Source organism: Streptomyces sp. NPDC099050 (assembly GCF_044759865.1).
In the GTDB taxonomy this organism is placed as follows: Bacteria; Actinomycetota; Actinomycetes; order Streptomycetales; family Streptomycetaceae; genus Streptomyces.
In genome coordinates, this window is record NZ_JBIWAE010000017.1 from 79,555 (window position 1) to 101,556 (window position 22,002).

Annotated in this window: 22 protein-coding genes; 9 read left to right on the forward strand and 13 right to left on the reverse strand. The window is 72.1% G+C overall.

From position 1 onward, the window contains the following. Positions 1 to 86: 86 nt before the first annotated feature. The 3 genes from ACIQV3_RS26510 to ACIQV3_RS26520 are packed head-to-tail and all read right to left on the reverse strand — an operon-like array spanning position 87 to position 2,499. Positions 87 to 332, reverse strand: coding sequence for a hypothetical protein (locus ACIQV3_RS26510; RefSeq protein ID WP_403715930.1), 246 nt, complete (start codon positions 330 to 332; stop codon positions 87 to 89). Between the two features lie 2 nt (positions 333 to 334). Next, positions 335 to 1,216: a mycothiol conjugate amidase Mca gene (gene mca / locus ACIQV3_RS26515; protein WP_403715932.1), complete on the reverse strand. Its 882-nt coding sequence runs from the start codon at positions 1,214 to 1,216 to the stop codon at positions 335 to 337. Beyond that, on the reverse strand, positions 1,213 to 2,499 hold the full coding sequence (locus ACIQV3_RS26520) for an RNA-guided endonuclease InsQ/TnpB family protein (RefSeq protein ID WP_403715934.1): 1,287 nt from the start codon (positions 2,497 to 2,499) through the stop codon (positions 1,213 to 1,215). Before ACIQV3_RS26520 ends, mca begins: the two co-directional genes overlap by 4 nt. 150 nt (positions 2,500 to 2,649) lie before the next feature. On the opposite strand from ACIQV3_RS26520, the gene ACIQV3_RS26525 reads away from it, so the two are divergent. Next, on the forward strand, positions 2,650 to 3,063 hold the full coding sequence (locus tag ACIQV3_RS26525) for a DUF4307 domain-containing protein (protein WP_403715937.1): 414 nt from the start codon (positions 2,650 to 2,652) through the stop codon (positions 3,061 to 3,063). Positions 3,064 to 3,276: 213 nt separating this feature from the next. Continuing rightward, a complete protein-coding gene (gene greA, locus ACIQV3_RS26530; RefSeq protein WP_327304923.1) occupies positions 3,277 to 3,774 on the forward strand; it encodes a transcription elongation factor GreA in 498 nt (165 codons plus the stop codon). A 108-nt stretch (positions 3,775 to 3,882) separates the two neighbouring features. On the opposite strand, the gene ACIQV3_RS26535 is transcribed toward greA, so the two are convergent. The 3 genes from ACIQV3_RS26535 to ilvA all read right to left on the reverse strand — a co-directional run bounded on the left by ACIQV3_RS26535 (position 3,883) and on the right by ilvA (position 7,203). Continuing rightward, on the reverse strand, positions 3,883 to 4,740 hold the full coding sequence (locus ACIQV3_RS26535) for an ABC transporter permease (protein ID WP_403715939.1): 858 nt from the start codon (positions 4,738 to 4,740) through the stop codon (positions 3,883 to 3,885). Continuing rightward, positions 4,737 to 5,786, reverse strand: a complete 1,050-nt coding sequence (locus ACIQV3_RS26540; protein WP_403715942.1) for an ATP-binding cassette domain-containing protein — start codon at positions 5,784 to 5,786, stop codon at positions 4,737 to 4,739. The genes ACIQV3_RS26535 and ACIQV3_RS26540 overlap by 4 nt, the downstream gene beginning before the upstream one ends. A gap of 184 nt (positions 5,787 to 5,970) precedes the next feature. Beyond that, positions 5,971 to 7,203, reverse strand: a complete 1,233-nt coding sequence (ilvA, locus tag ACIQV3_RS26545) for a threonine ammonia-lyase (RefSeq protein ID WP_403715945.1) — start codon at positions 7,201 to 7,203, stop codon at positions 5,971 to 5,973. A gap of 301 nt (positions 7,204 to 7,504) precedes the next feature. On the opposite strand from ilvA, the gene ACIQV3_RS26550 reads away from it, so the two are divergent. The 3 genes from ACIQV3_RS26550 (at position 7,505) to ACIQV3_RS26560 (ending at position 8,892) form a co-directional block, all read left to right on the forward strand. Further along, entirely contained in the window at positions 7,505 to 8,038 is a 534-nt protein-coding gene (locus tag ACIQV3_RS26550) for a MarR family transcriptional regulator (protein ID WP_327254639.1), read from the forward strand. 90 nt (positions 8,039 to 8,128) lie between these two features. Further along, positions 8,129 to 8,653: a sigma factor-like helix-turn-helix DNA-binding protein gene (locus ACIQV3_RS26555; protein ID WP_403715947.1), complete on the forward strand. Its 525-nt coding sequence runs from the start codon at positions 8,129 to 8,131 to the stop codon at positions 8,651 to 8,653. Then, positions 8,650 to 8,892, forward strand: coding sequence for a hypothetical protein (locus tag ACIQV3_RS26560; protein WP_403715949.1), 243 nt, complete (start codon positions 8,650 to 8,652; stop codon positions 8,890 to 8,892). The genes ACIQV3_RS26555 and ACIQV3_RS26560 overlap by 4 nt, the downstream gene beginning before the upstream one ends. Positions 8,893 to 8,954: 62 nt before the next feature. Here ACIQV3_RS26560 and ACIQV3_RS26565 read toward each other — a convergent pair whose 3' ends face one another. Continuing rightward, positions 8,955 to 10,112, reverse strand: a complete 1,158-nt coding sequence (locus ACIQV3_RS26565; RefSeq protein ID WP_403715953.1) for a cystathionine gamma-synthase — start codon at positions 10,110 to 10,112, stop codon at positions 8,955 to 8,957. Positions 10,113 to 10,260: 148 nt separating this feature from the next. On the opposite strand from ACIQV3_RS26565, the gene ACIQV3_RS26570 reads away from it, so the two are divergent. Further along, a complete protein-coding gene (locus tag ACIQV3_RS26570) occupies positions 10,261 to 11,367 on the forward strand; it encodes a hypothetical protein (protein ID WP_403715955.1) in 1,107 nt (368 codons plus the stop codon). Positions 11,368 to 11,437: 70 nt separating this feature from the next. Further along, on the forward strand, positions 11,438 to 12,103 hold the full coding sequence (gene msrA, locus ACIQV3_RS26575; RefSeq protein ID WP_403715957.1) for a peptide-methionine (S)-S-oxide reductase MsrA: 666 nt from the start codon (positions 11,438 to 11,440) through the stop codon (positions 12,101 to 12,103). Positions 12,104 to 12,175: 72 nt separating this feature from the next. Here msrA and ACIQV3_RS26580 read toward each other — a convergent pair whose 3' ends face one another. Continuing rightward, a complete protein-coding gene (locus ACIQV3_RS26580; protein ID WP_403715960.1) occupies positions 12,176 to 14,383 on the reverse strand; it encodes a sulfatase-like hydrolase/transferase in 2,208 nt (735 codons plus the stop codon). Positions 14,384 to 14,610: 227 nt separating this feature from the next. Then, entirely contained in the window at positions 14,611 to 15,657 is a 1,047-nt protein-coding gene (locus tag ACIQV3_RS26585) for an NAD(P)-dependent alcohol dehydrogenase (protein WP_403715961.1), read from the reverse strand. Positions 15,658 to 15,980: 323 nt separating this feature from the next. Here ACIQV3_RS26585 and ACIQV3_RS26590 point away from each other — a divergent pair, with 323 nt between their 5' ends. Beyond that, on the forward strand, positions 15,981 to 16,889 hold the full coding sequence (locus ACIQV3_RS26590) for a helix-turn-helix domain-containing protein (RefSeq protein ID WP_403715963.1): 909 nt from the start codon (positions 15,981 to 15,983) through the stop codon (positions 16,887 to 16,889). A 56-nt stretch (positions 16,890 to 16,945) separates the two neighbouring features. On the opposite strand, the gene ACIQV3_RS26595 is transcribed toward ACIQV3_RS26590, so the two are convergent. The 3 genes from ACIQV3_RS26595 to ACIQV3_RS26605 form a co-directional block, all read right to left on the reverse strand. Then, complete coding sequence (locus ACIQV3_RS26595; RefSeq protein ID WP_403715965.1) at positions 16,946 to 17,935, reverse strand: GNAT family N-acetyltransferase; 990 nt, start codon at positions 17,933 to 17,935, stop codon at positions 16,946 to 16,948. A 235-nt stretch (positions 17,936 to 18,170) separates the two neighbouring features. Then, on the reverse strand, positions 18,171 to 19,451 hold the full coding sequence (locus ACIQV3_RS26600; protein WP_403715967.1) for an Ig-like domain-containing protein: 1,281 nt from the start codon (positions 19,449 to 19,451) through the stop codon (positions 18,171 to 18,173). A 116-nt stretch (positions 19,452 to 19,567) separates the two neighbouring features. After that, entirely contained in the window at positions 19,568 to 19,852 is a 285-nt protein-coding gene (locus tag ACIQV3_RS26605) for a hypothetical protein (RefSeq protein ID WP_266880772.1), read from the reverse strand. 164 nt (positions 19,853 to 20,016) lie between these two features. Here ACIQV3_RS26605 and ACIQV3_RS26610 point away from each other — a divergent pair, with 164 nt between their 5' ends. Further along, on the forward strand, positions 20,017 to 20,301 hold the full coding sequence (locus ACIQV3_RS26610; protein ID WP_403715969.1) for a hypothetical protein: 285 nt from the start codon (positions 20,017 to 20,019) through the stop codon (positions 20,299 to 20,301). Between the two features lie 91 nt (positions 20,302 to 20,392). Here the strand turns inward: ACIQV3_RS26610 and hutH are convergent, their stop codons facing one another. Further along, positions 20,393 to 21,934 (reverse strand): histidine ammonia-lyase, encoded by a 1,542-nt coding sequence (gene hutH, locus ACIQV3_RS26615; protein ID WP_403716181.1) that lies wholly within the window; start codon positions 21,932 to 21,934, stop codon positions 20,393 to 20,395. Positions 21,935 to 22,002 lie beyond the last annotated feature (68 nt).

Consider the following 22,002-nt stretch of genomic DNA (forward strand, 5'->3'; position numbering starts at 1 on the left):
GCGCGCGGAAACCCGCCGCCCGGCCGCGCGGGGCGGCGGGGCGACGGTCACCGGGCGGGTACGGACGGTCCGGGCGGGTACGGCCCCTACGGGGCGCGCGTGCCCTCGGCGGCGGAGGCCGTAGCCGGAGCCGTAGCCGTGGCGGGCTCCGGTGCTTCCTTGAAGTCGACCCGGCCCATGTGGCGGCTCATCGACTTCATCAGGCCCCACACCCCGAGGGCGAGGGCCGCGAACACGACGAATCCGAGGAGGCCCGGGGTCACCTTGTTCTTGTCGAAGGTGTCGCCGGCCAGCGGGAGGAGCTGGGCGATTGCTTCGTGCGTAGCGCTCATAGCTACGCATTCTCCCGGATGCCCGCGAAGAGGTCGGACTCGGGGAGGGAAGTGTCCACGAGGGACTTCGCGAGCTCGTACTCCTCCGTGGGCCAGACCTCCTTCTGGATCTCCATCGGGACGCGGAACCAGCCGCCGTCGGGGTCGATCTGCGTGGCGTGGGCGATGAGGGCCTTGTCGCGGATCTCGAAGAACTCGGCGCAGGGCACGTGGGTGGTCAGGGTCCGCTCCTTGCGCTCGAACTCCTTCCACCGCTCCAGCCACTCCCCGTAGGGGGATTCCAGGCCGCGGGCGAGCAGCGCCTCGTGCAGGGCGATGGTGCGCGGCTTGTTGAAGCCCTGGTTGTAGTAGAGCTTCTGCGGCTGGTACGCCGGGCCGAACTCGGCCTCGGGGTACTTCTCGGTGTCGGCCGCGTGATCGAAGGCCACCATCGAGATCTTGTGGGTCATGATGTGGTCGGGGTGCGGGTAGCCCCCGTTCTCGTCGTACGTGGTGATGGCCTGCGGCCGGAAGGCGCGGATCTTCTTCACCAGGCGGCCGGCGGCCTCGTCGACGTCCACCAGGGCGAAGCAGCCCTCGGGCAGCGGCGGCAGCGGGTCGCCCTCGGGCAGCCCGGAGTCGACGTATCCCAGCCATTCCTGGTCGACGCCGAGGATCTCGCGCGCCTCGTCCATCTCCTTGGCGCGCACCTCGTGGATGTTCTCCTCGATGTACTTGTCGCCCTGGAGCTTGGGGTTCAGCACGGAGCCGCGCTCACCACCCGTGCAGGTCACCACCAGCACGGACACCCCCTCGGACACGTACTTGGCCATGGTGGCCGCGCCCTTGCTCGACTCGTCGTCGGGGTGGGCGTGGACGGCCATCAGTCGAAGCTGCTCGGTCAAGACAGGATCCTCTTTGAGTCGTTCAGGCGGGCGCCTCCTATATTGAATCCTCCCCGATCCTGAGGGCCGGGGATTCCTGGCTCACGTGGGCTGTGGACCTGCGGCCCCTCAGCTCTTACACGATCAGCACCAGCCGGGTTGAGACCAGCCCGGACCAGCATCACACGGGCGGAATTCTTGTCCCTGGGGGACACAGCTCCACACACGGTGCAGGTGTAGGTACGTTCCGAGAGAGGCAGTGCGTGCTTGGTTCTCGCTCCGCACTGCGCGCAGTCCATCGTGGTGTGCGCGGGATGGACCAGGTGCACGATACGCCCATGCTTGCGAGCCATGTTGATCAGCTCACGCTTAGTGGTGGAGATCGCGGCGTCGGCCGCTTTACCTGCCATGGCGGACTTGGCGAGGAACTTCGGCCGGAAGTCCTCCACAGCAAGGGCGTCGTGGTCGCGGACGACCGTCTTGGCCCACTTTCGGGCGCCGTCCTGGCGTTGCCGGGCCACCTGCTTGTAGAGCTTCGCCGCCAGTTTCCTCGCCGCCCGATAGCCCCTCGACCCGCGCCTGCCCTTCGCCGGCTTCCGGCGGGCCATCATCCGCTGATAGCGCGCGAGCCTGGCAGCGGCCTCCTTGCCGTGCTCGGCGTGCGGGAGGTCATGGGAGTCGCTCGTGGTGGTCGCGGTCTCCTTCACGCCCCAGTCGATGCCGATCACCGCGCCCGTTCCCGGGAGCGGCTGGGCTTCGGCGGGGACTACGAAGGACGCGTACCAGTGCCCGAGGGTGTCGCGGTAGATCCGCACGCTCGACGGGGCAGCTGGAAGTGCGCGGGACCACACCACGGTGAGGCTGATGCCGCCCGCCAGGTGCAGGCGGCCGTCCTTGATCCGGAAACCGCGCCGGGTGTAGTTCAGGCTCGGATCGGCCTTGGCCTTCTTCTTGTACTTGGGCATTCCCGCCCGCTGCCGCATCGGCAACCGGGCCTTCATGTCTTTCAAGGCCTTGATGCGGGACTTCCCGAATTCCCGCACCAACTGCTGCTGCGGAACGCTGCTGCCGTCACCTAACCAGGTGTTGCGGTTGCGGGCTTCAGTCAGCATCTTGTCCAGCCGAGCCGGACCGCACTCCTCATTCTCAGCCCGGGCCTTCCGCGACCGGGCACAGCATTCGTTCCAGACCCACCGGCACCGCGCCCACTCACCCAACAGCCCGGCGAGCGCGGTGGAAGACACGCGAAGCCGGTAGGTGAACCGAGCAAGCCCGGTCTCCTCCTTCTCCTGTCGTGCCGTCATGCGATCAACCTAACCGAGCCCACTGACAATGCCGGAAAGCGCAGATCACGGCAGGCGCGAAGAGAACCGGGGTGCTCCGCGTCTAAGATGGCGGGACCGCCCTCCCCGGGCTGGGATCCCGGTGTTCGCCCACCTCGAAGGGAACGATCGATGAGCGCGGTGCGCGAGGAGCTGCCCGAGGGCCGCTACGGCCGGTCGGCGGATCAGCGTGCGGACCGCAAGCTGAAGATCATCGGATCGGTGCTCGGGGTCGGCCTGCTGGGCGTGGTCGGCTGGATCGGCTGGGACTACGTGGCCGGGCAGAACGTGAGCGCCGAGCTCATCAAGTACAAGGTCGTCTCCGACTCCGCGGTCGAGGTGCACCTCGAGGTGCGCAAGGAGGCCTCGGTCACCGGCGTGTGCACGCTGAGCTCGCAGGACGAGGGGCACGGCGAGGTCGGCCGCGCCGATTTCACGTTCGCACAGAAGAGCGGACGCGTGGACGAGATGGTGACGCTGAAGACCACCGGCCGGGCCACGATGATCGAGATCATCGGCTGCCGCGAGGCCGGTTCCGCGAGCTGAAGCGGGGCTGACGCCGGGCTGACCCGGGTCTGCCCCGGGGCTGAAGCGGGTCTGCCCCGCGGCTGCCCCCGGGCGTACCCGCGGCGGGCCCGAGGCGTGATCCGACGCAGTTCACACACTTGGCGTCCTCCCCCTTTTCTTCCCGAATTGTTAGGCTCGTGGTTTCGTCCGCCGCTGGCGGCTTTGTAGTCCCTGTACCGACGAGGAGCACCCGTGACCCAGACGAGCGAGAGCGTCACCTGGCTGACCCAGGCGGCGTACGACCAGCTGAAGGCCGAGCTGGAGTACCTCTCTGGTCCCGCACGGTCGGAGATCACGATCAAGATCGCGGCGGCCCGTGAGGAGGGCGACCTCCGTGAGAACGGCGGTTACCACGCGGCCAAGGAGGAGCAGGGCAAGCAGGAGCTGCGCATCCGCCAGCTCACGCAGCTCCTGGAGAAGGCCAAGGTCGGCACCGCCCCCGCCTCCGACGGCGAGGTGGCCCCGGGCACCCTGGTCAAGATCGCCTTCGACGGTGACGAGAGCGACACCATGGAGTTCCTGCTGGCCTCGCGCGAGTACGCGTCCTCGGACTTCGAGACCTACTCCCCGCAGTCCCCGCTGGGCTTGGGCGTGCTGGGCAAGAAGATCGGCGAGGACGCCCAGTACGAGCTGCCGAACGGCAAGCAGGCGTCGGTCAAGATCCTCGACGTCAAGCCCTTCACCGGCTGATCACCCCCCTTCTTTGAACACCTCGCCCCGCCGGGCTGCTGCCCGGCGGGGCGAGGTGTTTCCTGCGGGGCGGCCCCTGCAGAACGGGGCCTGTGGGACCGGCGGTGCCTACGCCGTCGCCGAGCGGTACTTGCGCACCGCCAGGGTGCGGAAGACCACGATGATCAGCACCGACCAGAGGATCGACGCGATGACCGGGTGCTGCATCGGCCATGCCTCGGGGGTCGGGTAGCCCGGCGGGAGGTTCCCGAAGAGCTCGCGGGCGGCCTGGACGGTGGCGCTGAAGGGGTTCCACTCCGCGATGTGCCGCAGGAACGTCGGCATGTTGTCGGAGGGGACGAAGGCGTTCGAGATGAACGTCAGCGGGAAGAGCCAGATCAGCCCGCCCGAGGTGGCGGCCTCCGGGGTGCGCACCGACAGGCCGATCAGGGCGCCGATCCAGGAGAACGCGTAGCCGAGCAGGAGCAGCAGGGCGAAGCCGCCCAGGACCTCGCCGATGTTGGTGTGGGTCCGCCATCCGACGAGCAGCGCCACGATCGCCAGGACGACGAGCGTGAGGGTGGTCTGCACGAGGTCGGCGAGGGTGCGGCCGGTGAGGACCGCGCCGCGCGCCATGGGCAGGGACCGGAAGCGGTCGATGAGCCCCTTGTGCATGTCGTCCGCGATGCCCGCGCCCGCGCCGGCGGTGGCGAAGGTGACGGTCTGGGCGAAGATGCCGGCCATCAGGAACTCGCGGTAGGCGGCGGGCGAGGTGTTGCCGCCGACGGAGATCGAGCCGCCGAAGACGTAGCTGAAGAGGACGACGAACATCACCGGCTGGATCACGCCGAAGATGATCATCTCGGGGATCCGGGACATCCGGATCAGGTTGCGCTTGGCCATCACCAGGGAGTCGTTGATCCCCTGGACGATGCCGCCGCGCGGGCGGGGCGCCGCCAGTTCCGGGGTCGTGGAGGTGAGGGTCACTTCGCCACCTCCTTACGGTCCTTGCGGCTGCCCGCCGACTTCGCGGACTTCGCCGCCTTCGCGGCCTTCGCGTCGGCGGGTGCCTCTCCGTTCTCCTCGGCGGTGAGCTCCGCCGCGTGGCCGGTCAGGGAGATGAACACGTCGTCCAGGGTGGGACGGCGCAGGCCGATGTCGTCGATCTCGATGCCGCGCCCGTCGAGTTCGCGGATGACCTCGGCGAGCAGCTTGGCGCCGCCGGAGACCGGGACGGTCAGCTTGCGGGTGTGCTCCTCGACGGTGGTCTCGCCCTTGCCGAAGCCGGCGAGGACTTCCCCGGCGGTGGCTATGTGCTCCCGCTCGTGCACGACGACCTCGACGCGCTCGCCGCCCGTCTGGGCCTTGAGCTGGTCGGAGGTGCCGCGCGCGATGACCCGGCCGTGGTCGACCACGGCGATGTCGTGCGCGAGGTGGTCGGCCTCCTCCAGGTACTGCGTGGTGAGCAGCAGGGTGGTGCCGCCCGCGACGAGCTCCTGGATGATGGCCCACAGCGCCTGGCGGTTGCGCGGGTCGAGGCCGGTGGTGGGCTCGTCCATGAACATCACGGGCGGGCTGACCACGAGGGCCGCGGCGAGGTCGAGGCGCCTGCGCATGCCGCCGGAGTACGTCTTGGCGGTGCGGTCGGCGGCGTCGCCGAGGTTGAAGCGCTCCAGCAGTTCGGCGGCCCGGGCCTTGGCCGCCTTGGCGCCCATCTGGTAGAGCTGGCCGACCATTTGGAGGTTTTCCCGGCCGGTGAGGTATTCGTCGACGGCGGCGAACTGGCCGGAGAGGCCGATCGAGCGCCGGACTTCGTTGGGGTGCTTGAGGACGTCGATCCCGGCCACTTCCGCCTTGCCGCTGTCGGGCTGCAGGAGGGTGGTCAGGACGCGTACGGTCGTGGTCTTGCCCGCTCCGTTCGGGCCGAGCAGACCGAGGACCGTGCCTTCGGGTACATCGAGGTCAACGCCGTCCAGAGCCCGTACGTCGCCGAAGGTCTTGACCAGACCTTCGGCGTAGATGGCGCCTGGCATATGGGTACTCCCAGTGCGAATCGAACCGGTTGAATCGTGACATTCCTACGCGAATCCTATGGGCGCCGAGCCGACCTCGCTCGGCCGAACGGGCGACACCGTATCGCGTCATATCGCGTCTCGCCACCGGTTCGGGGAGTGCCGCCCCGAGGGGTGAGCCCGAGGTGGGCTCCGGCCGAGCTCGTCAGCTCATGACCTTGTACCCCGCGCCGTGCAGCGCCCGCGCGACCTCCGCGCAGTGCTTCGGCCCCTTCGTCTCCAGGTGCAGCTCCACCTCCACCTCCGTGAGCCCCAGGCGCGGATCCGTCCGCACGTGGCTCACGTCCAGCACGTTCGCATCCACCACTGACAACTCCCCCAGCAGACCGGCCAGGGCCCCCGGCCGGTCGGTCACCCGCAGCCGCAACGACAGGTAGCGGCCGGCCGCCGCCATGCCGTGGCGCAGGATCCGCTGCAGGAGCAGCGGGTCGACGTTCCCGCCGGACAGCACGGCCACCACCGGGCCGTCCCCGTAGAGTTCGGGCTCGCTCAGCAGCGCTGCCACCGGGCTGCACCCGGCCGGCTCGACCACCATCTTCGCCCGCTCCAGGCAGAGCAACAGTGCGCTGGAGAGCGCGTCTTCGGACACCGTACGGACGTCGTCCAGCAGCTCGCCAATGATTTTGAAGGGGATGTCGCCGGGCCGCCCCACCTTGATGCCGTCCGCCATGGTGTTCGGATCGTCGATGGACACCGGGTGCCCGACCTTCAGCGAGGGCGGGTACGCGGCCGCGCCCGCCGCCTGGACCCCGATGACCCGGACGTCGGGGCGCAGCGCCTTCACCGCGACCGCCACCCCGGCGGCGAGCCCGCCGCCGCCGATGCCGACCAGGATCGTGCGCACCTCGGGACACTGCTCCAGGATCTCCAGGCCGACCGTGCCCTGGCCCGCGATGATGTCGCGGTGGTCGAAGGGGTGGATGAACACCGCGCCGGTGCGGTCCGCGTACTCCTGGGCCGCGGCCAGCGTCTCGTCCACGACCTCCCCGTGCATCCGCACCTCCGCTCCGTAGTCCTGGGTCGCGGCCACCTTCGGCAGGGGCGCCCCGACCGGCATGAACACGGTCGAGCGGACCCCGAGGAGGGAGGAGGCCAGCGCCACGCCCTGGGCGTGGTTGCCCGCGCTGGCGGCGACGACCCCGGCCGCCCGCTGCTCGGGGCGCAGGCCCGCGATGCGCACGTACGCGCCGCGCAGCTTGAAGGAGCCGGTGCGCTGGAGGTTCTCGCACTTGAGGTGGACCGGGGAGCCGGTGAGCGAGGAGAGGTACCGGCTGCCCTCCATCGCCGTCACCCGGGAGACGCCGGAGAGCATCTTCTGGGCCCCCCGGATGTCGTCGAGGATGACCTGCGGGACGGGCTGCGGCACGCGGTAGTTCATACGGCCAGTCTCGCAGCCGGTCCGCCGCGCGCTCCGCCGTGCTGGGCGGGACGGGTGAGCCGAGCGGCCGCCGGGCGGTGCGGGGGCCGGGCGGGCGCCCGGCCCGAGGCCCCGCCGGAGGGCCCGCCGGAGGGCCCGCCGGAGGCCCCGCCGCAGCGGCGAGATCTCGCCATGCGGGACGGCTCGCAGTCGCCGTTTCACCGCTGCCGTATCAGTTCTCGTACGAGGAGTACGAGCCGTCGCACGGCCGCGTACTCTGTCCCCCATCCTTGTCGGCCCCATGCGAAGAGAGCCCACGGCCATGCCCTCCACCCCGGCCAGTTCCGACCTGCCCGCGCCGGCCGGCGCGCCCGCCGAAGCCGGTCTGCTCGACGCGCTCCAGCACCAGGTGGCGGTCTTCGCCCGGCGCGCCGAGCAGACCCGCCTGGGCGGGGTGGGCCAGGCCCGCAACTCCATGGACCGGGCCGCGTACCTGCTGCTGAACCGGCTCGACCTGGAAGGCCCGATGGGCGTGAAGGCGCTCGCCGGCGGCATGGGCATCGACTCCTCCACCGTCACCCGCCAGGTCGCCCCGCTCGTCGACAGCGGTCTGGTCAAGCGGACCTCGCACCCCGAGGACGGCCGGGCCGTGGTGCTCGCGCTGTCCCCGCGCGGGCTGGCGCGGCTGGAGGAGGTCCGCTCCTCGCGGCGCGAGCTGATGGCCCGGGTGACGGACGGCTGGGACGAGGAGGAGCGCGTGGCGTTCACCGGTCTGCTGACCCGTTTCAACGTCTCGCTGTCCGAGCTGATGTCGGCCGGCTCCGAGCCCGGATCCGAGGCCGGACCCGCCTCCTGACGCCCGGCGGGCGCCGGCCGACCGCCGACTGACCGCCGACTGACGCCCGACCCCTTCCGAGGCGGTCCCTCCGGCCGCACTATGTGGACTGTGGACCACGGGCCGGGCCCCTACGCGGAGTTCGAAGCCTTCGTCGCGGGCGCGGCGGGGCGGCTCCTGCGCGTCGCGATCCTGCTGACGGCGGAGCCCTCGACGCCGGCGGCCGACACCGGCACCGAGGCCGCGGCCGGAGCACCCGCCGCGCGCGGGCTGCTCGGCGGCGCGCTGGCCCGTACGTACGCGGACTGGCGCAGGCTGCGCGGGGACGACCCGTACGACCACACCCGCCAGGAGCTGTGCGCCGCCTTCGCCCGCACCGGCCGCCGCCACCACGGGGGCACCGGGGTGCTGGGGCCGCTGAGCCCGCTGGAGCGGCTCGTCGTGGTGCTGCGGCTCTACGAAGGGGTCGCGGAGGAGGTCACGGCCGCGCAGCTGGGGCTGGCGCCCGAGCGGGTGCGGGCCCTGTGCGACCGGGCCGTCTCGGAGCTGCGCTCCCGCCCCGGTGCCTCCTCCGGAGCCGCCCCCGGGGCCACCTCCGGGACCTCGCCCGACGCCCACCGCAAGGAGGCGGCATGAGTCGCCCCGACCCCCCGGAAGCCCAGGTCAGGCGGCTGCTGGAGGGCCCCTACCCGGCGGTCCCGCCCGATCTCGCGGCGGGCGCCGCCGCGCGCGGCGACCGGCTGCTGCGCCGCCGCAGGGCCGTGCGGCGGACCGGCTGGGCCCTGCTGTGGGCGGCGGTCGCGGCCTTCGTGGTGTGGGCCTCGCTGACCGGCGCGTGGTCGACGCCTTCGAGCGAGGTCTCCCCGCCCTGGTAGAGCGAGGTCTCCCCGCCCTGGCAGGACGTGCTCGGGCGGGGAGACATGTTCGGGCGGGCCGACTAGCCCAGCGCCTGCGCGAGGTCGGCCAGCAGGTCGTCGGCGTTCTCGATGCCCACCGACAGGCGGATCAGGTCGCCCGGGACCTCCAGGGCCGAACCGGCCACCGAGGCGTGGGTCATGCGGCCCGGGTGCTCGATGAGGGACTCGACGCCGCCGAGGGACTCGCCCAGGGTGAAGATCCTGGTCCGGTCGCAGATCGCGACGGCCTCCTCCTCGCCGCCGGTGACGCGGAAGGAGATCATGCCGCCGAAGTTGCGCATCTGCTTGGCGGCGATCTCGTGACCCGGGTGCTCGGGCAGTCCCGGGTAGAGGACCGTGTGGACCTTGGGGTGGCGGACCAGCATCTCGGCGATCTTGCCCGCGTTCTCCGCGTGCCGGTCCATGCGGACGGCCAGCGTCTTGATGCCGCGCAGCACCAGCCACGAGTCGAAGGGACCGGCCACCGCGCCCATGGCGTTCTGGTGGTAGGCCAGTTCCTCGCCCAGCGCCGCGTCGGCGGCGACGAGCGCGCCGCCGACGACGTCGGAGTGACCGCCCATGTACTTGGTCAGCGAGTGCACGACCACGTCCGCGCCGAGCGCGAGGGGCTGCTGCAGGTAGGGGGACGCGAAGGTGTTGTCCACGACCAGCTTGGCGCCGGCCGTCCGCGCGATGTCGGCGACGACGGCGATGTCCGTGATGCCGAGCAGCGGGTTGGAGGGGGTCTCGACCCAGATGACCTTGGTCTTGGGGGTGATCGCCGCGCGCACCGACGCCGGGTCGGAGGTGTCGGCGACCGACCACTCGACGCCCCAGCGGGAGACGACCTTCGCGAAGAGGCGGAAGGTGCCGCCGTACGCGTCGTTCGGGATGACCACGTGGTCGCCCGGGGAGAGCAGCGTACGCAGCAGGCAGTCCTCGGCGGCGAGCCCGGACGCGAAGGCGAGCCCGCGCCGGCCACCCTCCAGCGCCGCGAGGTTCTCCTCCAGCGCGGTACGGGTCGGGTTGCCGCTGCGGCTGTACTCGTAGCCGCCGCGCAGTCCGCCGACGCCGTCCTGCTTGTACGTGGACACCTGGTAGATCGGGGGTACGACCGCGCCGGTCAGCGGGTCCGCCGTATTGCCCGCGTGGATGGCGCGGGTTTCGAAGCTCTGGTGCTCGTGGCTGTCGTCGCTCATGGCCCCGATGTTATGCCCCCGTACGACCCCTGCGCGGCCCCGCCCCGGGGCTCGCGGGGCACCCGCGGTGGCCCCGCGGTGCCCCCCTCCCCAGCTCCTCTTTGCCTCCTATTGGCTTTCGCACGGGTCGGTCTGGTTCGCTGGGGTCATGGAGATTCTGTGGTTCCTGCTCGCGATGGGTCTGCTCTTCGCCGCCCTCTCACCGATCCTGCGGCGCAGGCGCGGCGGACTGCGCCTGGTCACGCCCGGGAGCCCGGACGCCGCCGACCCGGCGAACTACGGATTCGCCCTCCAGGAGGAGCTCGACATCCGGGTCCCGGGCCCCGACCAGGACCTCATGGACGCCCTCGACCACGTGCGGCGGACCGGCCAGTGGCAGGCCGCCTCCCAGCTGCTGGCCGGCACCCCCCGGGAGGGCGAGGTGCGCTGGCAGCGCGTACAGGCCTTCGCCGGCTCGGCGGCGCTGGAGCTCTCCCAGGAGCCCGGGGCCGGGGCCGCGTGGCTCAAGGCGTGGCGGCTGGAGGCACCGAAGGACGCGGCCGGTGCGCAGGTGCACGCCGAGCTGCTGGCGCAGCAGATGTGGCGGCGCCCGGAGGGCATGAGCGAGTCCGACGTGCGCATCATCGCGGAGGAGGCCCGGGAGTCCTGCCACAAGGCCGCGCTGCTGGCCCCGGGCGACCCGGTCCCGTACATCATCGAGCTGTCCGTGGCCCGCATGCTGCACTACTCCGAGCCCGAGTACGACGCGCTGTGGGCGAAGATCATCGACCGGGCGCCCCAGCACATGGGCGCGCACCTGGCGGCGCTGAACTACTGGTGCGAGAAGTGGCACGGCTCCCGCGACAAGGCCGACGCCTTCACCCACCACGCGGCGGCCCGCGCCCCCCGGGGCTCCCTGCTGGCGGCGCTGCCCCTCTTCGCCCTCTACGAGCACGTCCCGGACGTCGTCCTGATCCGCAGCTTCCACCAGAGCGCGTCCGTGACCCGGGCGGTGGAGGGCGCGCTGTACGCGGTCCACAGCGCGCGTCCCGACGACCCGATGCTGGCGCACGTGCGCCACCTGCTGATCCTCTTCCTGGTCGGCGGCGAGCGCTGGGCGGAGGCGATGGACCAGATCCGCCACGTGGACGGCTACGTCGGCGCGCTCCCCTGGTCCGCCGACCCGGACCCGGCGGCCTCGTACGCGATCTATCGCGCCCTGGCGGTGGCCGGCTACGAGGCCAACGGCGGCTCCCCGGCGACACTGTCGCACTGACGGCGCACCCGTACCGCGGGAATCCCGGCCCCCCGCATGCCGTTACCGGTAGACCACAAGGAGGGAATCCATGTTCTCGTACCGCCGCACGCCCGAGCTCCCCACCCGCGAGGAAGCCCTGACCGGCCGCGCGGAGCCGCTCTTCGGCCTGCCGGCCGCGCACACCGTGCTCGGCAACCCCCTCGCGGGCCCGTACCCCGCCCACCTGGAGGTCGCGGACTTCGGTCTCGGCTGTTTCTGGGGCGCCGAGCGCAAGTTCTGGCAGACCCCGGGGGTGTGGACCACCCTGGCCGGCTACCAGGGCGGCTTCACCGAGAACCCGACCTACGAAGAGGTCTGCTCGGGCGGCACCGGCCACACCGAAGTGGTCCGGGTCGTCTTCGACCCCTCCCTGGTCTCCTACGAAGCCCTGCTGAAGCTGTTCTGGGAGTCGCACGACCCCACCCAGGGCTTCCGCCAGGGCAACGACGTCGGCACCCAGTACCGCTCGGCGCTCTACACCCACTCCCCCGCCGCCCAGGCCACCGCCGAAGCCTCCCGCGAGGCCTACCAGCGCGTCCTGACCGCCTCCGGCTTCGGCACGATCACCACGGCCGTCCTCCCGGCATCGGAGCGCCCCTTCTGGCCTGCCGAGGCGCACCACCAGCAGTACCTGGACAAGAACCCCGGCGGCTACTGCGGCATCGGCGGCACCGGCGTCTCCTGCCCGATCGGCGTGGCCCGCGCCGAGAGCTGACCGGCAGCACGCAGGAGCCCCGGCCCCCCGCTGTGTGCGGGGGCCGGGGCTCCCTTCGTTCCCCGGCGCCCGTCAGACCACCGTCACCCGGGCCGACGCCCACGAGGTGTGGTCGAAGGCGGAGTTCGCGTTGGCGTCCTCGACCGTCAGGGTGAGGAGCCGGACGCCGCGTACGTCCACGTCGAGCGCCGTCGGTCCCGAGGCGCCGGTCAGGACGCCCGTCGTGGCGAGGATCCGGCCGTCGCCGCGCACGGTCGCGCGGGTGGCTCCGGCCGCCGACTGCTTCTTCGAGAAGTCGTCGATGCCGACCAGGGCCGTGAAGCGGTTCCCGCGCCCGCCCAGGTGGTAGACGAGCTCGGAGGGGGCGTGCACGCCGAGGCCCTTCGCGTACGTGACCCCGCCGAAGGCGATCGGGGTGCCGTCGCCCGCCGCCTGCTTGCCGTTGGAGCGGTCGATCTCGACCGGGCCCCAGCCGTTGGCCGCGGAGACCCAGGGGAGGTCGCTGAGGTAGCTGTCCCGCGTGGGCGGGGCGGGCAGCGGGGCGTACGGGGCCCGCGCGGTGAAGGCGGAGCCGCCCGCCGCGGCCGACGCGGTGAGGGTGGCGGCGGCCCCCTGCGGGGCGGTGAGGTTCCACACCGTCGTCAGGGACGCGCCCGGGGCGAGGGAGGCCGCCGCGGCGGGGCCCGCCGGGGTCGCGGTCCAGCCCGCCGGAACGCTCAGCGACACCCGGGCGTCGGCCCAGGGCCGGGCCGTGCCGTTGGCCAGGGTGGTGGTGAGCGAAGCGGTGGAGGGGGAGGCCGTCGTGGTCAGTCCCCACGGGCGGCGGGTGTACGCATCGGCCCAGGAGGAGCGCAGCAGGGCCGTGAGGGAGGCCACCACCGCCGGGTTCGCCGCCGCCACGTCGTGCTGTTCGGCGAGGTCCGCCGTCAGGTCGTAGAGCTCGAACCGCCACTGTGCGTCCGGTACGGTCCGGTCCCGCGCCGGGGCGAACCGTACGGCCTTCCACCGGTCCTTGCGGATGGCCTCCGCGACCTGCTTGGCCCGGCCGCCGTCCTGCGCGTTGGCCCGGCTGGTGACGCCCTGCTCGTCCCGGTACCAGTACAGGTGGTTGTGGAGGGGGGCGAGCGCGGGGGCGCCGTTCAGGACGGGGGCCGCCGAGAGCCCGTCGATGTCGGAGGGGGCCGGGGCGCCGCCCGCCAGGTCGGCGAGGGTGGGCAGGAGGTCGTACAGCGGGGTGGGGCGGGCGCTGGTGGTGCCGGGGGCGATCCGGCCCGGGGACCAGGCGACGAGGGGGACGCGCACGCCGCCCTCGTACAGGTTGCGCTTGTATCCGCGCAGCGGGCCGTTGGCGTCGAAGAGGTCCGGGTTCACCCCGCCCTCCTCGTGCGGGCCGTTGTCTGAGGCCACCAGGACGACCGTGCGCTCCGCGACGCCCCGGGCCTTCAGCCGGTCGACGATCGCACCGACCTGCGCGTCGAGGAGGCTGATCTGCGCCGCGTGCGACTTGTTCGCCTGCGTCCAGGAGCGGGAGGCGTAGGCGCTCGCGTCGGGGATCTCGCTCGGTGCGTGCGGGAGGTTCGGGGTGAGGAAGAGCAGGAAGGGGGCGGGGCCGGCGGCGTGGGCGTCGATGAAGCCGAGGGCGCGCGCGGCGATCGCGTCGGGGGCGAAGGTGCCCGTCGGGACGGTCTCCTTGGCGTTGCCGTTCCAGAGGTACGCCGGGTAGTACTGGTGGGCGTGCCCGTGGTCGATGTACCCGTAGAACTCCTCGAAGCCCCGCGCGGACGGGTGGCTCGGCTGGTTCCCGGCCTCCGGCCCGAAGCCCCACTTGCCGAAGAGGCCCGTACGGTACCCGCGTGCCCGGAGCACCTCCGCGAAGGTGGTGTCGCCCGCGCCGAGGCTGCCCTGGCCGCCGCCGGAGGGGTTGGCCCGGACGGCGGCGTGGCCGGTGTGCAGGCCGGTCAGCAGCGCGGCGCGGGAGGGCGCGCAGACGGCGGCGGCGGCGTAGGCGTCGGTGAACCGGAGCCCCTCGGACGCCAGTTGGTCGATGCGCGGGGTGGTGATCAGCTTCTGGCCGTACGCGCCCAAGTCGCCGTAGCCCAGATCGTCGGCCAGGATCACCACGAGGTTCGGCGGGCCCCCGGTCTCGGCGGCGGCCCCCGCCCCGGCCCCCGCCCCGGTCCCGGCGGCGGCCGCCCGCGCCGGCTGGACGGCCTGCGGGAGCACCGCGAGGCCGGCGGCGGCTGCCGCGGAACCCGCGAGGAAGTGGCGGCGGCTGGACATCTGGAACTCCCCGGTGGCAGAGGGCTGGTGGGAAGATCGTCCGCGCGGACGGCCGCCGAGACCATGCACGGGGCATGAAAAGCGTGTGACGGCGGCCCCCGGGGAACGTGCACGCGGTGAACGTGCACCCGGGGGCCGCCGTCAAAGGCCGTTCGGATGGCCGGGGTTCAGATGGCCGGGGTTCAGATGGCCGAGGCTCAGATGGCCGAGGCTCAGATGGTCGAGGCTCAGATGGTCGAGGTGTCGATGACGAAGCGGTAGCGGACGTCGCCCGACTGGACGCGCGCGTACGCCTCGTTGACCTCGTCGGCGCGGATCAGCTCGATCTCCGAGCCGAGCCCGTGCTCCGCGCAGAAGTCGAGCATCTCCTGCGTCTCGGCGATCCCGCCGATCATCGAGCCGGCCAGGGTCTTGCGGCCGCCGATGACGGAGAACAGGTTCAGCGAGACCGGCTCCTCCGGGGCGCCGACGTTGACCAGGGCCCCGTCCACCTTGAGCAGCCCCAGGTAGGCGTCGAGCGCGAGGGGCGCGGAGACGGTGGACACGATCAGGTCGAAGCGGCCGGTCAGCTCCTTGAAGGTGGCCTCGTCGCTCGTGGCGTAGAAGTGGTCGGCGCCCAGCTTGAGGCCGTCCTCCTGCTTGCGCAGGGTCTGGGAGAGGACGGTGACCTCGGCGCCGAGCGCGTGGGCGATCTTGACGCCCATGTGGCCGAGCCCGCCGAGGCCGACGATCGCGACCTGCTTGCCGGGGCCGGCCTGCCAGCGCTTGAGCGGGGAGTAGAGGGTGATGCCGGCGCACAGCAGCGGGGCGGCGATGTCGAGGGGGAGACCCTCGGGGATGCGGACGGTGTAGTTCTCGTCGACGACCACGTGCGTGGAGTAACCGCCGTACGTGGGCTCGCCGTTCTTGTCGAGGGCGTTGTACGTGCCGGTCATGCCCTTGGCGCAGAACTGCTCCTGCCCGGCGAGGCACTGCTCGCACTCGCGGCAGGAGTCGACGAAGCAGCCGACGCCGACCCGGTCGCCGACGGCGAACTTGGTGACCTCGGGGCCGACTTCGGCGACGACACCGGCGATCTCGTGGCCCGGGACCATGGGGTAGATGCCCTCGCCCCAGCCGTCGGTGACCTGGTGGATGTCGGAGTGGCAGATGCCGGCGAACTTGATGTCGATGAGGACGTCGTGCGCGCCGACCGGACGGCGCGGGACGGTGATGCGCTCCAGCGGGGCCTTGGGCGCGGGGGCGGCGTAGGCGGCGACCTGGGTGACGGACACGGTGGGGCTCCTCGGAAGACTGCTGTGCGGACGTGCGGGGTGCGGGCCTGCGGCGCGGGCCCGCGGTACGGGCCCGCGGTACGGGCCCGGCGTACGGACTGCGGTGCGGACCCGCGGCGCGGACCCGGCGTACGGACTGCCGTACGGGACTGCCGTGCGGACTCCCGTACGGGACCGCCGTGCGGGACCGCTGTGTGGTTCCAGCCTGCACTGCCCCGCTCCGGACACCCATCCCCCTGCCCTGCCTAGGTCTGGCAGACCTACCCTTGACGGGGTCAGGCTCACGGCCCCGTCCCGCGCCCCCGCGCGGGGATACTGGGGTAATGGACCAGCTTGATCAGCGAGCCGAGCTCGGCGAGTTCCTGCGCTCCCGGCGCGCCCGGCTGCGGCCCGAGGACGTGGGCCTGCCCGACTACGGGCGTCACCGCCGGGTCCCCGGCCTGCGCCGCGAGGAGCTGGCGCAGCTGGCCGGGGTGTCGGTCGCGTACTACACGCGCCTCGAGCAGGGCCACGGCCAGAACGTGTCGGCGGAGATCCTCGACGCCATCGCCCAGGCCCTGCGCCTGGACAACACGGAGCGCGCTCACCTGAGCCACCTGGCCGGCCCCAAGCCCCGCAAGCGCCGCCAGGCCCCGCGCCCCCAGCAGGTCCGGCCGCAGCTGCGGACGCTGCTGGACGCGATGGACGGGGTACCGGCGTACCTGGTCGGGCGGCGTCAGGACGTCATCGGCTGGAACCCGCTGGCCGCGGCCGTCTTCGGCGACTTCGGGGCGCTCCCGGCGCAGGAGCGCAACCTGGTCCGCCTGGTGTTCCTGGACCCGGCGACGGCGGAGCTGTACGCGGACTGGGAATGCCGGGCGTGCGAGGTGGTGAGCAACCTGCGCGTGTACGCCGGACAGTTCCCGGACGACGAACGGCTGTCCGCACTGGTCGGCGAGCTGTCGGTCAAGAACGAGGAGTTCCGGCGGCTGTGGGCGGCCCACACGGTGGCCGACAACAAGATCCACGGCGTCAAGCGGCTGCGCCATCCGCTGGTCGGCGAGCTCCTGCTCTCCTTCGAGACGCTGGCCTTCCCGGACGACCCGGCGCAGTTCCTGGTCACCTACCACGCCGCCCCGGGCTCCCCCTCGGCCGACGCCCTGCGCCTCCTCGCCTCCTGGTCCGCGTCCCCGGCCGCCCCGGAGCGGGAGCGGGAGCACGCCCCGGGCCCCGTCGGGGAATCCGCCCCGTAGAACCGCACCGCACGCCCCGGCTGCGGCTACAGCCGCGGCTACAGCTGGAGCTGGGGCTACAGCTGGAGCTGGAAGTACCCGACCCCGCGCTCGCGCCGGTACCCCAGGGCCGCGTTGACCGCGAGCATCGGGGCGTTGTCGTCCGCCACCGAGGTGGCGATGGTGCGCAGGTCCGGGTGGCGGGTCGCCGCCTCCGCGAGCATGCGGAGCTTGACCGCGCGGCCGAGGCCGTGGCCCCGGTGGGCGGGGACGACCACGGTGTCGTACTGGAGAGCGCGCGGGCCCGCCGGATCGGTCAGGACCAGTTCCGTGTAGGCCGCCACCTCGCCGTCCGGGGTGACCGCGGCGACCGTGGTCAGGGCGCCTCCCCGGTCCAGGATCTTGCGGTGGGCCGCGTGCAGGCGCTCCGGCGTCCAGGTCTGGATCCGCTGGTCCAGTTCCCCCGACGGCGCGTCCTCCATCGCCCCGTGGGCGACGGCCACGGCCCGCGCCCACGCGTCGGGCACCAGCCCGGGCCAGCAGCGCAGCTCGTAGCCGGGTGCGGTGGGCGCTGCCCCTTCCTTCGCCACCCGCGCCGCCTGCACCCCCTGCGCCCAGCGCGCCTCGCGCACGTCCTGCACGTACCAGGCCATCGGCAGGACGTTCTCGAAGCCCACGGACTCGGCGAACTCCTGCCCCGGACCGCCGAGGTCCACCTCCGTCGCCACCGAGGTACGGCCGTCCGCGAGCAGCTCCGCGCGGGCCCGCTCCCACAGGGCCGCGCCCACACCGCGCCGTCGCGCGTCGGGCCGTACGGTCAGCTCGTCCAGGAACGCGGTGTGGTCGTTGGCGCCGTCGGTGAACAGGACCAGGGAGGCGACCGCGTCCTCCGTAGCCCAGTACAGCGAGCGCCCCCGTACCGACGGCACCCGCAGCGCTCCGGCCACCTCCGTCCGGGAGGGCGGCGGAGTCCCCGGCCGGTCGGCCGTCCTGGCGGCTGCCAGGACGGCCCACCAGTGGTCGACTTCGCCGTCGGTCGGGGGCACGGAGAGCGGGGTGATCGTCATGTTCCGGACCCTAAACCGGAGCGCGGCGAGGCCCGGCGGAGCGCTCGGGCGTTTTCGGTGACGGTCACCTTGCCGCGGCGGATCGTCGCCACCTGCGGGGCCCGCTTCGCGAGCGCGCTGTCGTGGGTGACGCGAACTCACAGGTGACACACGGACGGACGGCGGGGAGCCCCCTGGCCGGGGCTCCCCGCCGTCCGTCTGTGCTTCGTCGGGGTGCGGCTGTGGTGCGGGTGGGTCAGACGGCCGCGCCGGCCTTCCAGTCCGCCCAGCTCATGTTCCAGCCGTTGAGGCCGTTGTCCGGCTTGATGGTCTTGTCCGGGGAGTTCACGACCGTGACGACGTCTCCGATGAGGGAGTTGTCGTAGAACCATGCCGCGGGCTGGCTCGGGTCGTTCGCGCCCTTGGCGTCGTTCAGGCCGACGCAGCCGTGGCTGGTGTTGGCGCTGCCGAAGACCGAGTCCGCACCCCAGTAGTTGCCGTGGATGAAGGTGCCCGAGGTCGACAGGCGCATCGCGTGCGGCACGTCCTTGATGTCGTACTCGCCCTTGCCGTCGTCGTCCGTGAAGCCGACGGTGGCGCCGTTCATCCGGGTCTCCTTGAACTTCTCGGAGATCACCATCTGGCCGTTGTACGTCGGGTTCTCCGGGGCGCCCGCCGAGATCGGGATGGTCTTGAGGACCGCGCCGTCCCGGGTGACCGTCATCTTCTTCGACTTCGCATCGACCGTGGAGACCTGGCTCCGGCCGATCTTGAAGGTGACGGTCTTGCTCTGCACGCCCTGGATGCCCGGGCCGCCCTGGACCCCTTCCAGCGCCAGCTTCAGGGTGACGGTGGAACCCGCCTGCCAGTACTTCTCGGGGCGGAAGTCCAGCCGCTGCGTGCTGAACCAGTGGCCCACGACCTCCTGGCCGCTGCTGGAGGTGACCGTGATGCCCGCCTGGACGGCCTTCTTGTCCTTGATGGACTTGTCGAAGGTGATCGAGACCGGCATGCCCACGCCGACGGTCTGACCCGCGTCCGGGATGAAGGAGCCCACGAAGCTGTTCTGCGGGGAGATGGTGGTGAAGGAGGCGTTCTCGTGCGCCTCGCGGCCCGCCTCGTCCTTCGCGGTCGCCGACAGCGCGTACTTCGTGGAGCGCTTCAGCGCGCCGTCCGGCTTCCAGCTCTTCCCGTCGGCGGCTATCTTGCCCGGCACCTTCGTGCCCTCGGAGCTCTTCAGCTCGACCGCGGTGAGCGTGCCCCCGGTGACGGCCACCGTGGCCGCGTCGTTCAGGCCCACGTTGGTGGCGCCGTCCTTGGGCGTGATGGCTATCTTGGCCTGGGAGGCGTCCTTGGCCGCGGCCGCGTCCACGTCCGCCTGGGACTTCGCCGAGGCCTCTCCGCTGGCCTTCGGCGTCTGCGCCTTGCCGTCGTCTCCGCCGCATCCCGCGAGCACCAGTACGCCGCCGAGTACGGCGGATATGGCCACCAGGGACCTTCTCCGCCGCATGCTGTCCGTCCTCACACGCCACTCCATCGTTGCCGGAACCCCGAACTCCCCGGGCAGGGGGCCATGACCCCCTGCCTCTTCCTGACAACGCATTACACCCCGAGGTGCCGCCCCATTCCGTTCGAATGTGGTCAACCCCACCGTCAGGCGTTGTCAGTCTCTTCGTCGAGCTCCCCATCTTCCTCGTCGAGGTCCCACTCCATGGACTCGGGGTCGTATTCCACGGGCTCGCTGCTCCAGGAGGCCTGCGCGAGCTCCACTCCGGGAATGTCCGCGACCAGGTCAGTGGGGTCCACGAGGTAGGCCAGGGCCTCCGACTCGTCCTCCCGGACGGCCGCCTCCGCGTGGCCGCGCTCCTCGTCCGGCATGAACTCGTCGGCCTTGATGTGCGCGAGGGCGGCTCCGGTGAGGGCGTCGACGTCCGGCACTTCAAGGACCAAATCAACCCGAAGGCGTACGTATCGTGAGTTCTCAGAAGGGTTCATACGACGGAGAGTAATCCCGCGGCAGCCCCGGCTTTCCCACGACCCGCCCCTTTCCGTAGCATCACCGCACGGGGCCAATTCGCTGCTGCCACAAGGGGGATCGCACCGTGTCCGCACGCCGATCAACAGTCACCGCTCTCGGAGCGACCACCCTCCTCGCCGTCCTGTGGTTCGTCCCCTCGGCCAACGCCACCGCACCCGGGCACGAGAAGGCCGCCTCCGCCGCGCCCGCCGCCGCGAACACCCAGGTCCAGGCCACCTCCGCGCCCGGGCCCGCCCTCGCCGACACGGGCGGCGTGGACACCACGCCCTACCTGCTCGGCGGCACGCTCTGCCTGGGCGCCGGAGCCGGCTTCGTGGCCTTCTCCGTACGCCGCTCGCGCACGGCGTAACCGCCTGCGGACACACGGAAGGGTGCGCCCCCCCGGGATGTCCCGGAGGCCGCACCCTTCCACGTGCTCGAACTGATTCCCTCAGGTTCCCTCAGGCGAGGGGACCGGTGACGGTCTCGACGGCGTCCACCAGTGCACCCGAACGAACGAAGGCGTCCGCGGCGGCCAGGTCGGGCGCGAGGAACCGGTCCGGCCCGGGACCCTCCACGCCCGCCGCGCGCGCCGCCGCGATGGCGGCCTGACTGGCCGGCGCCGGGGTCAGCCCGTGGCGCAGCTCGATGGCGCGGGTGGCCGCGTACATCTCGATCGCGATGATCCGGGTGAGGTTGTCGACGGCGGTACGGAGCTTGCGCGCGGCCGACCAGCCCATCGAGACGTGGTCCTCCTGCATGGCGGAGGAGGGGATCGAGTCAGCGGAAGCCGGGACCGCGAGCCGCTTCATCTCGCTCACGAGCGCGGCCTGCGTGTACTGGGCGATCATGAGCCCGGAGTCCACGCCGGCGTCGTCCGCGAGGAACGGCGGCAGGCCGTGGCTGCGGTTCTTGTCGAGCAGCCGGTCGGTGCGGCGCTCGGCGATCGACCCGAGGTCGGCGGCGGCGATGGCGAGGAAGTCCAGCACGTAGGCGACCGGGGCACCGTGGAAGTTCCCGTTGGACTCCACGCGCCCGTCGGACAGCACGACCGGGTTGTCGACGGCGGCGGCCAGCTCGCGGGAGGCGACGAGGGCGGCGTGCGCCATGGTGTCGCGGCCCGCGCCGGCGACCTGCGGGGCGCAGCGCACGGAGTAGGCGTCCTGCACGCGCGGGGCGGTCTCCTCCTGGTAGTGCCGGACGAGCCCGGAACCCTTCAGGACGGCGGCCATGTTCGCGGCGGCGGCACCCTGGCCGGGGTGCGGGCGGATGGCGTGCAGCTCGGGCTGGAGCACCTTCTCGGTGCCGAGCAGCGCCTCCAGCGTCAGCGCGGCGGTGATGTCGGCGGCGGTGTACAGCCGGCCGAGGTCGGCGAGGGCCATGACCAGCATGCCGAGCATGCCGTCGGTGCCGTTGAGGAGGGCGAGGCCCTCCTTCTCGCGGAGCTCGACGGGGGCGATCCCGGCCTCGGCGAGCAGCTCCCCGGCGGGCCGCACGACCCCGTCGGGGCCCTCCGCGTCGCCCTCGCCCATCAGCGCGAGCGCGCAGTGCGAGAGCGGGGCGAGGTCTCCCGAGCAGCCCAGCGAGCCGTACTCGTGCACGACGGGGGTGATCCCGGCGTTGAGCACGTCGGCCATCGTCTGCGCGACGGACGGCCGGACGCCGGTGTGCCCGGAGCAGACGGTCTTCAGCCGCAGGAACATCAGCGCCCGCACGACCTCGCGCTCCACGCGCGGGCCCATGCCGGCGGCGTGCGAACGCACGATGTTGCGCTGGAGCTGCGCGCGCAGCTCGGGGCTGATGTGCCGGGAGGCGAGCGCGCCGAACCCGGTGGACACCCCGTAGACGGGCTCGGGCTTCGCGGCGAGCGCGTCCACGATCTCGCGGGCCGCGGCGAGCGCGGCGACGGCCTCACCGGAAAGCTCCACGCGGGCGTTGCCGCGAGCGACGGCGATCACGTCTTCGGCGGTGGTCCCGGACGTTCCCACCACGATAGTGTGCATATCCATATTCAGCAGCGTACGGACTGAATCCCTTCATGTCACCCCTCTCCAGGCGCCGCTCACACGGC

What these genes read in the sequence shown, in the direction of transcription:
- ACIQV3_RS26510 (WP_403715930.1), bottom strand. Translation starts at nt 332, where the DNA reads ATGAGCGCTACGCACGAAGCAATCGCCCAGCTCCTCCCGCTGGCCGGC.
- ACIQV3_RS26520 (WP_403715934.1), bottom strand. Translation starts at nt 2,499, where the DNA reads ATGACGGCACGACAGGAGAAGGAGGAGACCGGGCTTGCTCGGTTCACC.
- ACIQV3_RS26525 (WP_403715937.1), top strand. Translation starts at nt 2,650, where the DNA reads ATGAGCGCGGTGCGCGAGGAGCTGCCCGAGGGCCGCTACGGCCGGTCG.
- ACIQV3_RS26540 (WP_403715942.1), bottom strand. Translation starts at nt 5,786, where the DNA reads ATGCCAGGCGCCATCTACGCCGAAGGTCTGGTCAAGACCTTCGGCGAC.
- ilvA (WP_403715945.1), bottom strand. Translation starts at nt 7,203, where the DNA reads ATGAACTACCGCGTGCCGCAGCCCGTCCCGCAGGTCATCCTCGACGAC.
- ACIQV3_RS26550 (WP_327254639.1), top strand. Translation starts at nt 7,505, where the DNA reads ATGCCCTCCACCCCGGCCAGTTCCGACCTGCCCGCGCCGGCCGGCGCG.
- ACIQV3_RS26560 (WP_403715949.1), top strand. Translation starts at nt 8,650, where the DNA reads ATGAGTCGCCCCGACCCCCCGGAAGCCCAGGTCAGGCGGCTGCTGGAG.
- ACIQV3_RS26565 (WP_403715953.1), bottom strand. Translation starts at nt 10,112, where the DNA reads ATGAGCGACGACAGCCACGAGCACCAGAGCTTCGAAACCCGCGCCATC.
- ACIQV3_RS26570 (WP_403715955.1), top strand. Translation starts at nt 10,261, where the DNA reads ATGGAGATTCTGTGGTTCCTGCTCGCGATGGGTCTGCTCTTCGCCGCC.
- msrA (WP_403715957.1), top strand. Translation starts at nt 11,438, where the DNA reads ATGTTCTCGTACCGCCGCACGCCCGAGCTCCCCACCCGCGAGGAAGCC.
- ACIQV3_RS26580 (WP_403715960.1), bottom strand. Translation starts at nt 14,383, where the DNA reads ATGTCCAGCCGCCGCCACTTCCTCGCGGGTTCCGCGGCAGCCGCCGCC.
- ACIQV3_RS26590 (WP_403715963.1), top strand. Translation starts at nt 15,981, where the DNA reads ATGGACCAGCTTGATCAGCGAGCCGAGCTCGGCGAGTTCCTGCGCTCC.
- ACIQV3_RS26595 (WP_403715965.1), bottom strand. Translation starts at nt 17,935, where the DNA reads ATGACGATCACCCCGCTCTCCGTGCCCCCGACCGACGGCGAAGTCGAC.
- ACIQV3_RS26600 (WP_403715967.1), bottom strand. Translation starts at nt 19,451, where the DNA reads ATGGAGTGGCGTGTGAGGACGGACAGCATGCGGCGGAGAAGGTCCCTG.
- hutH (WP_403716181.1), bottom strand. Translation starts at nt 21,934, where the DNA reads ATGCACACTATCGTGGTGGGAACGTCCGGGACCACCGCCGAAGACGTG.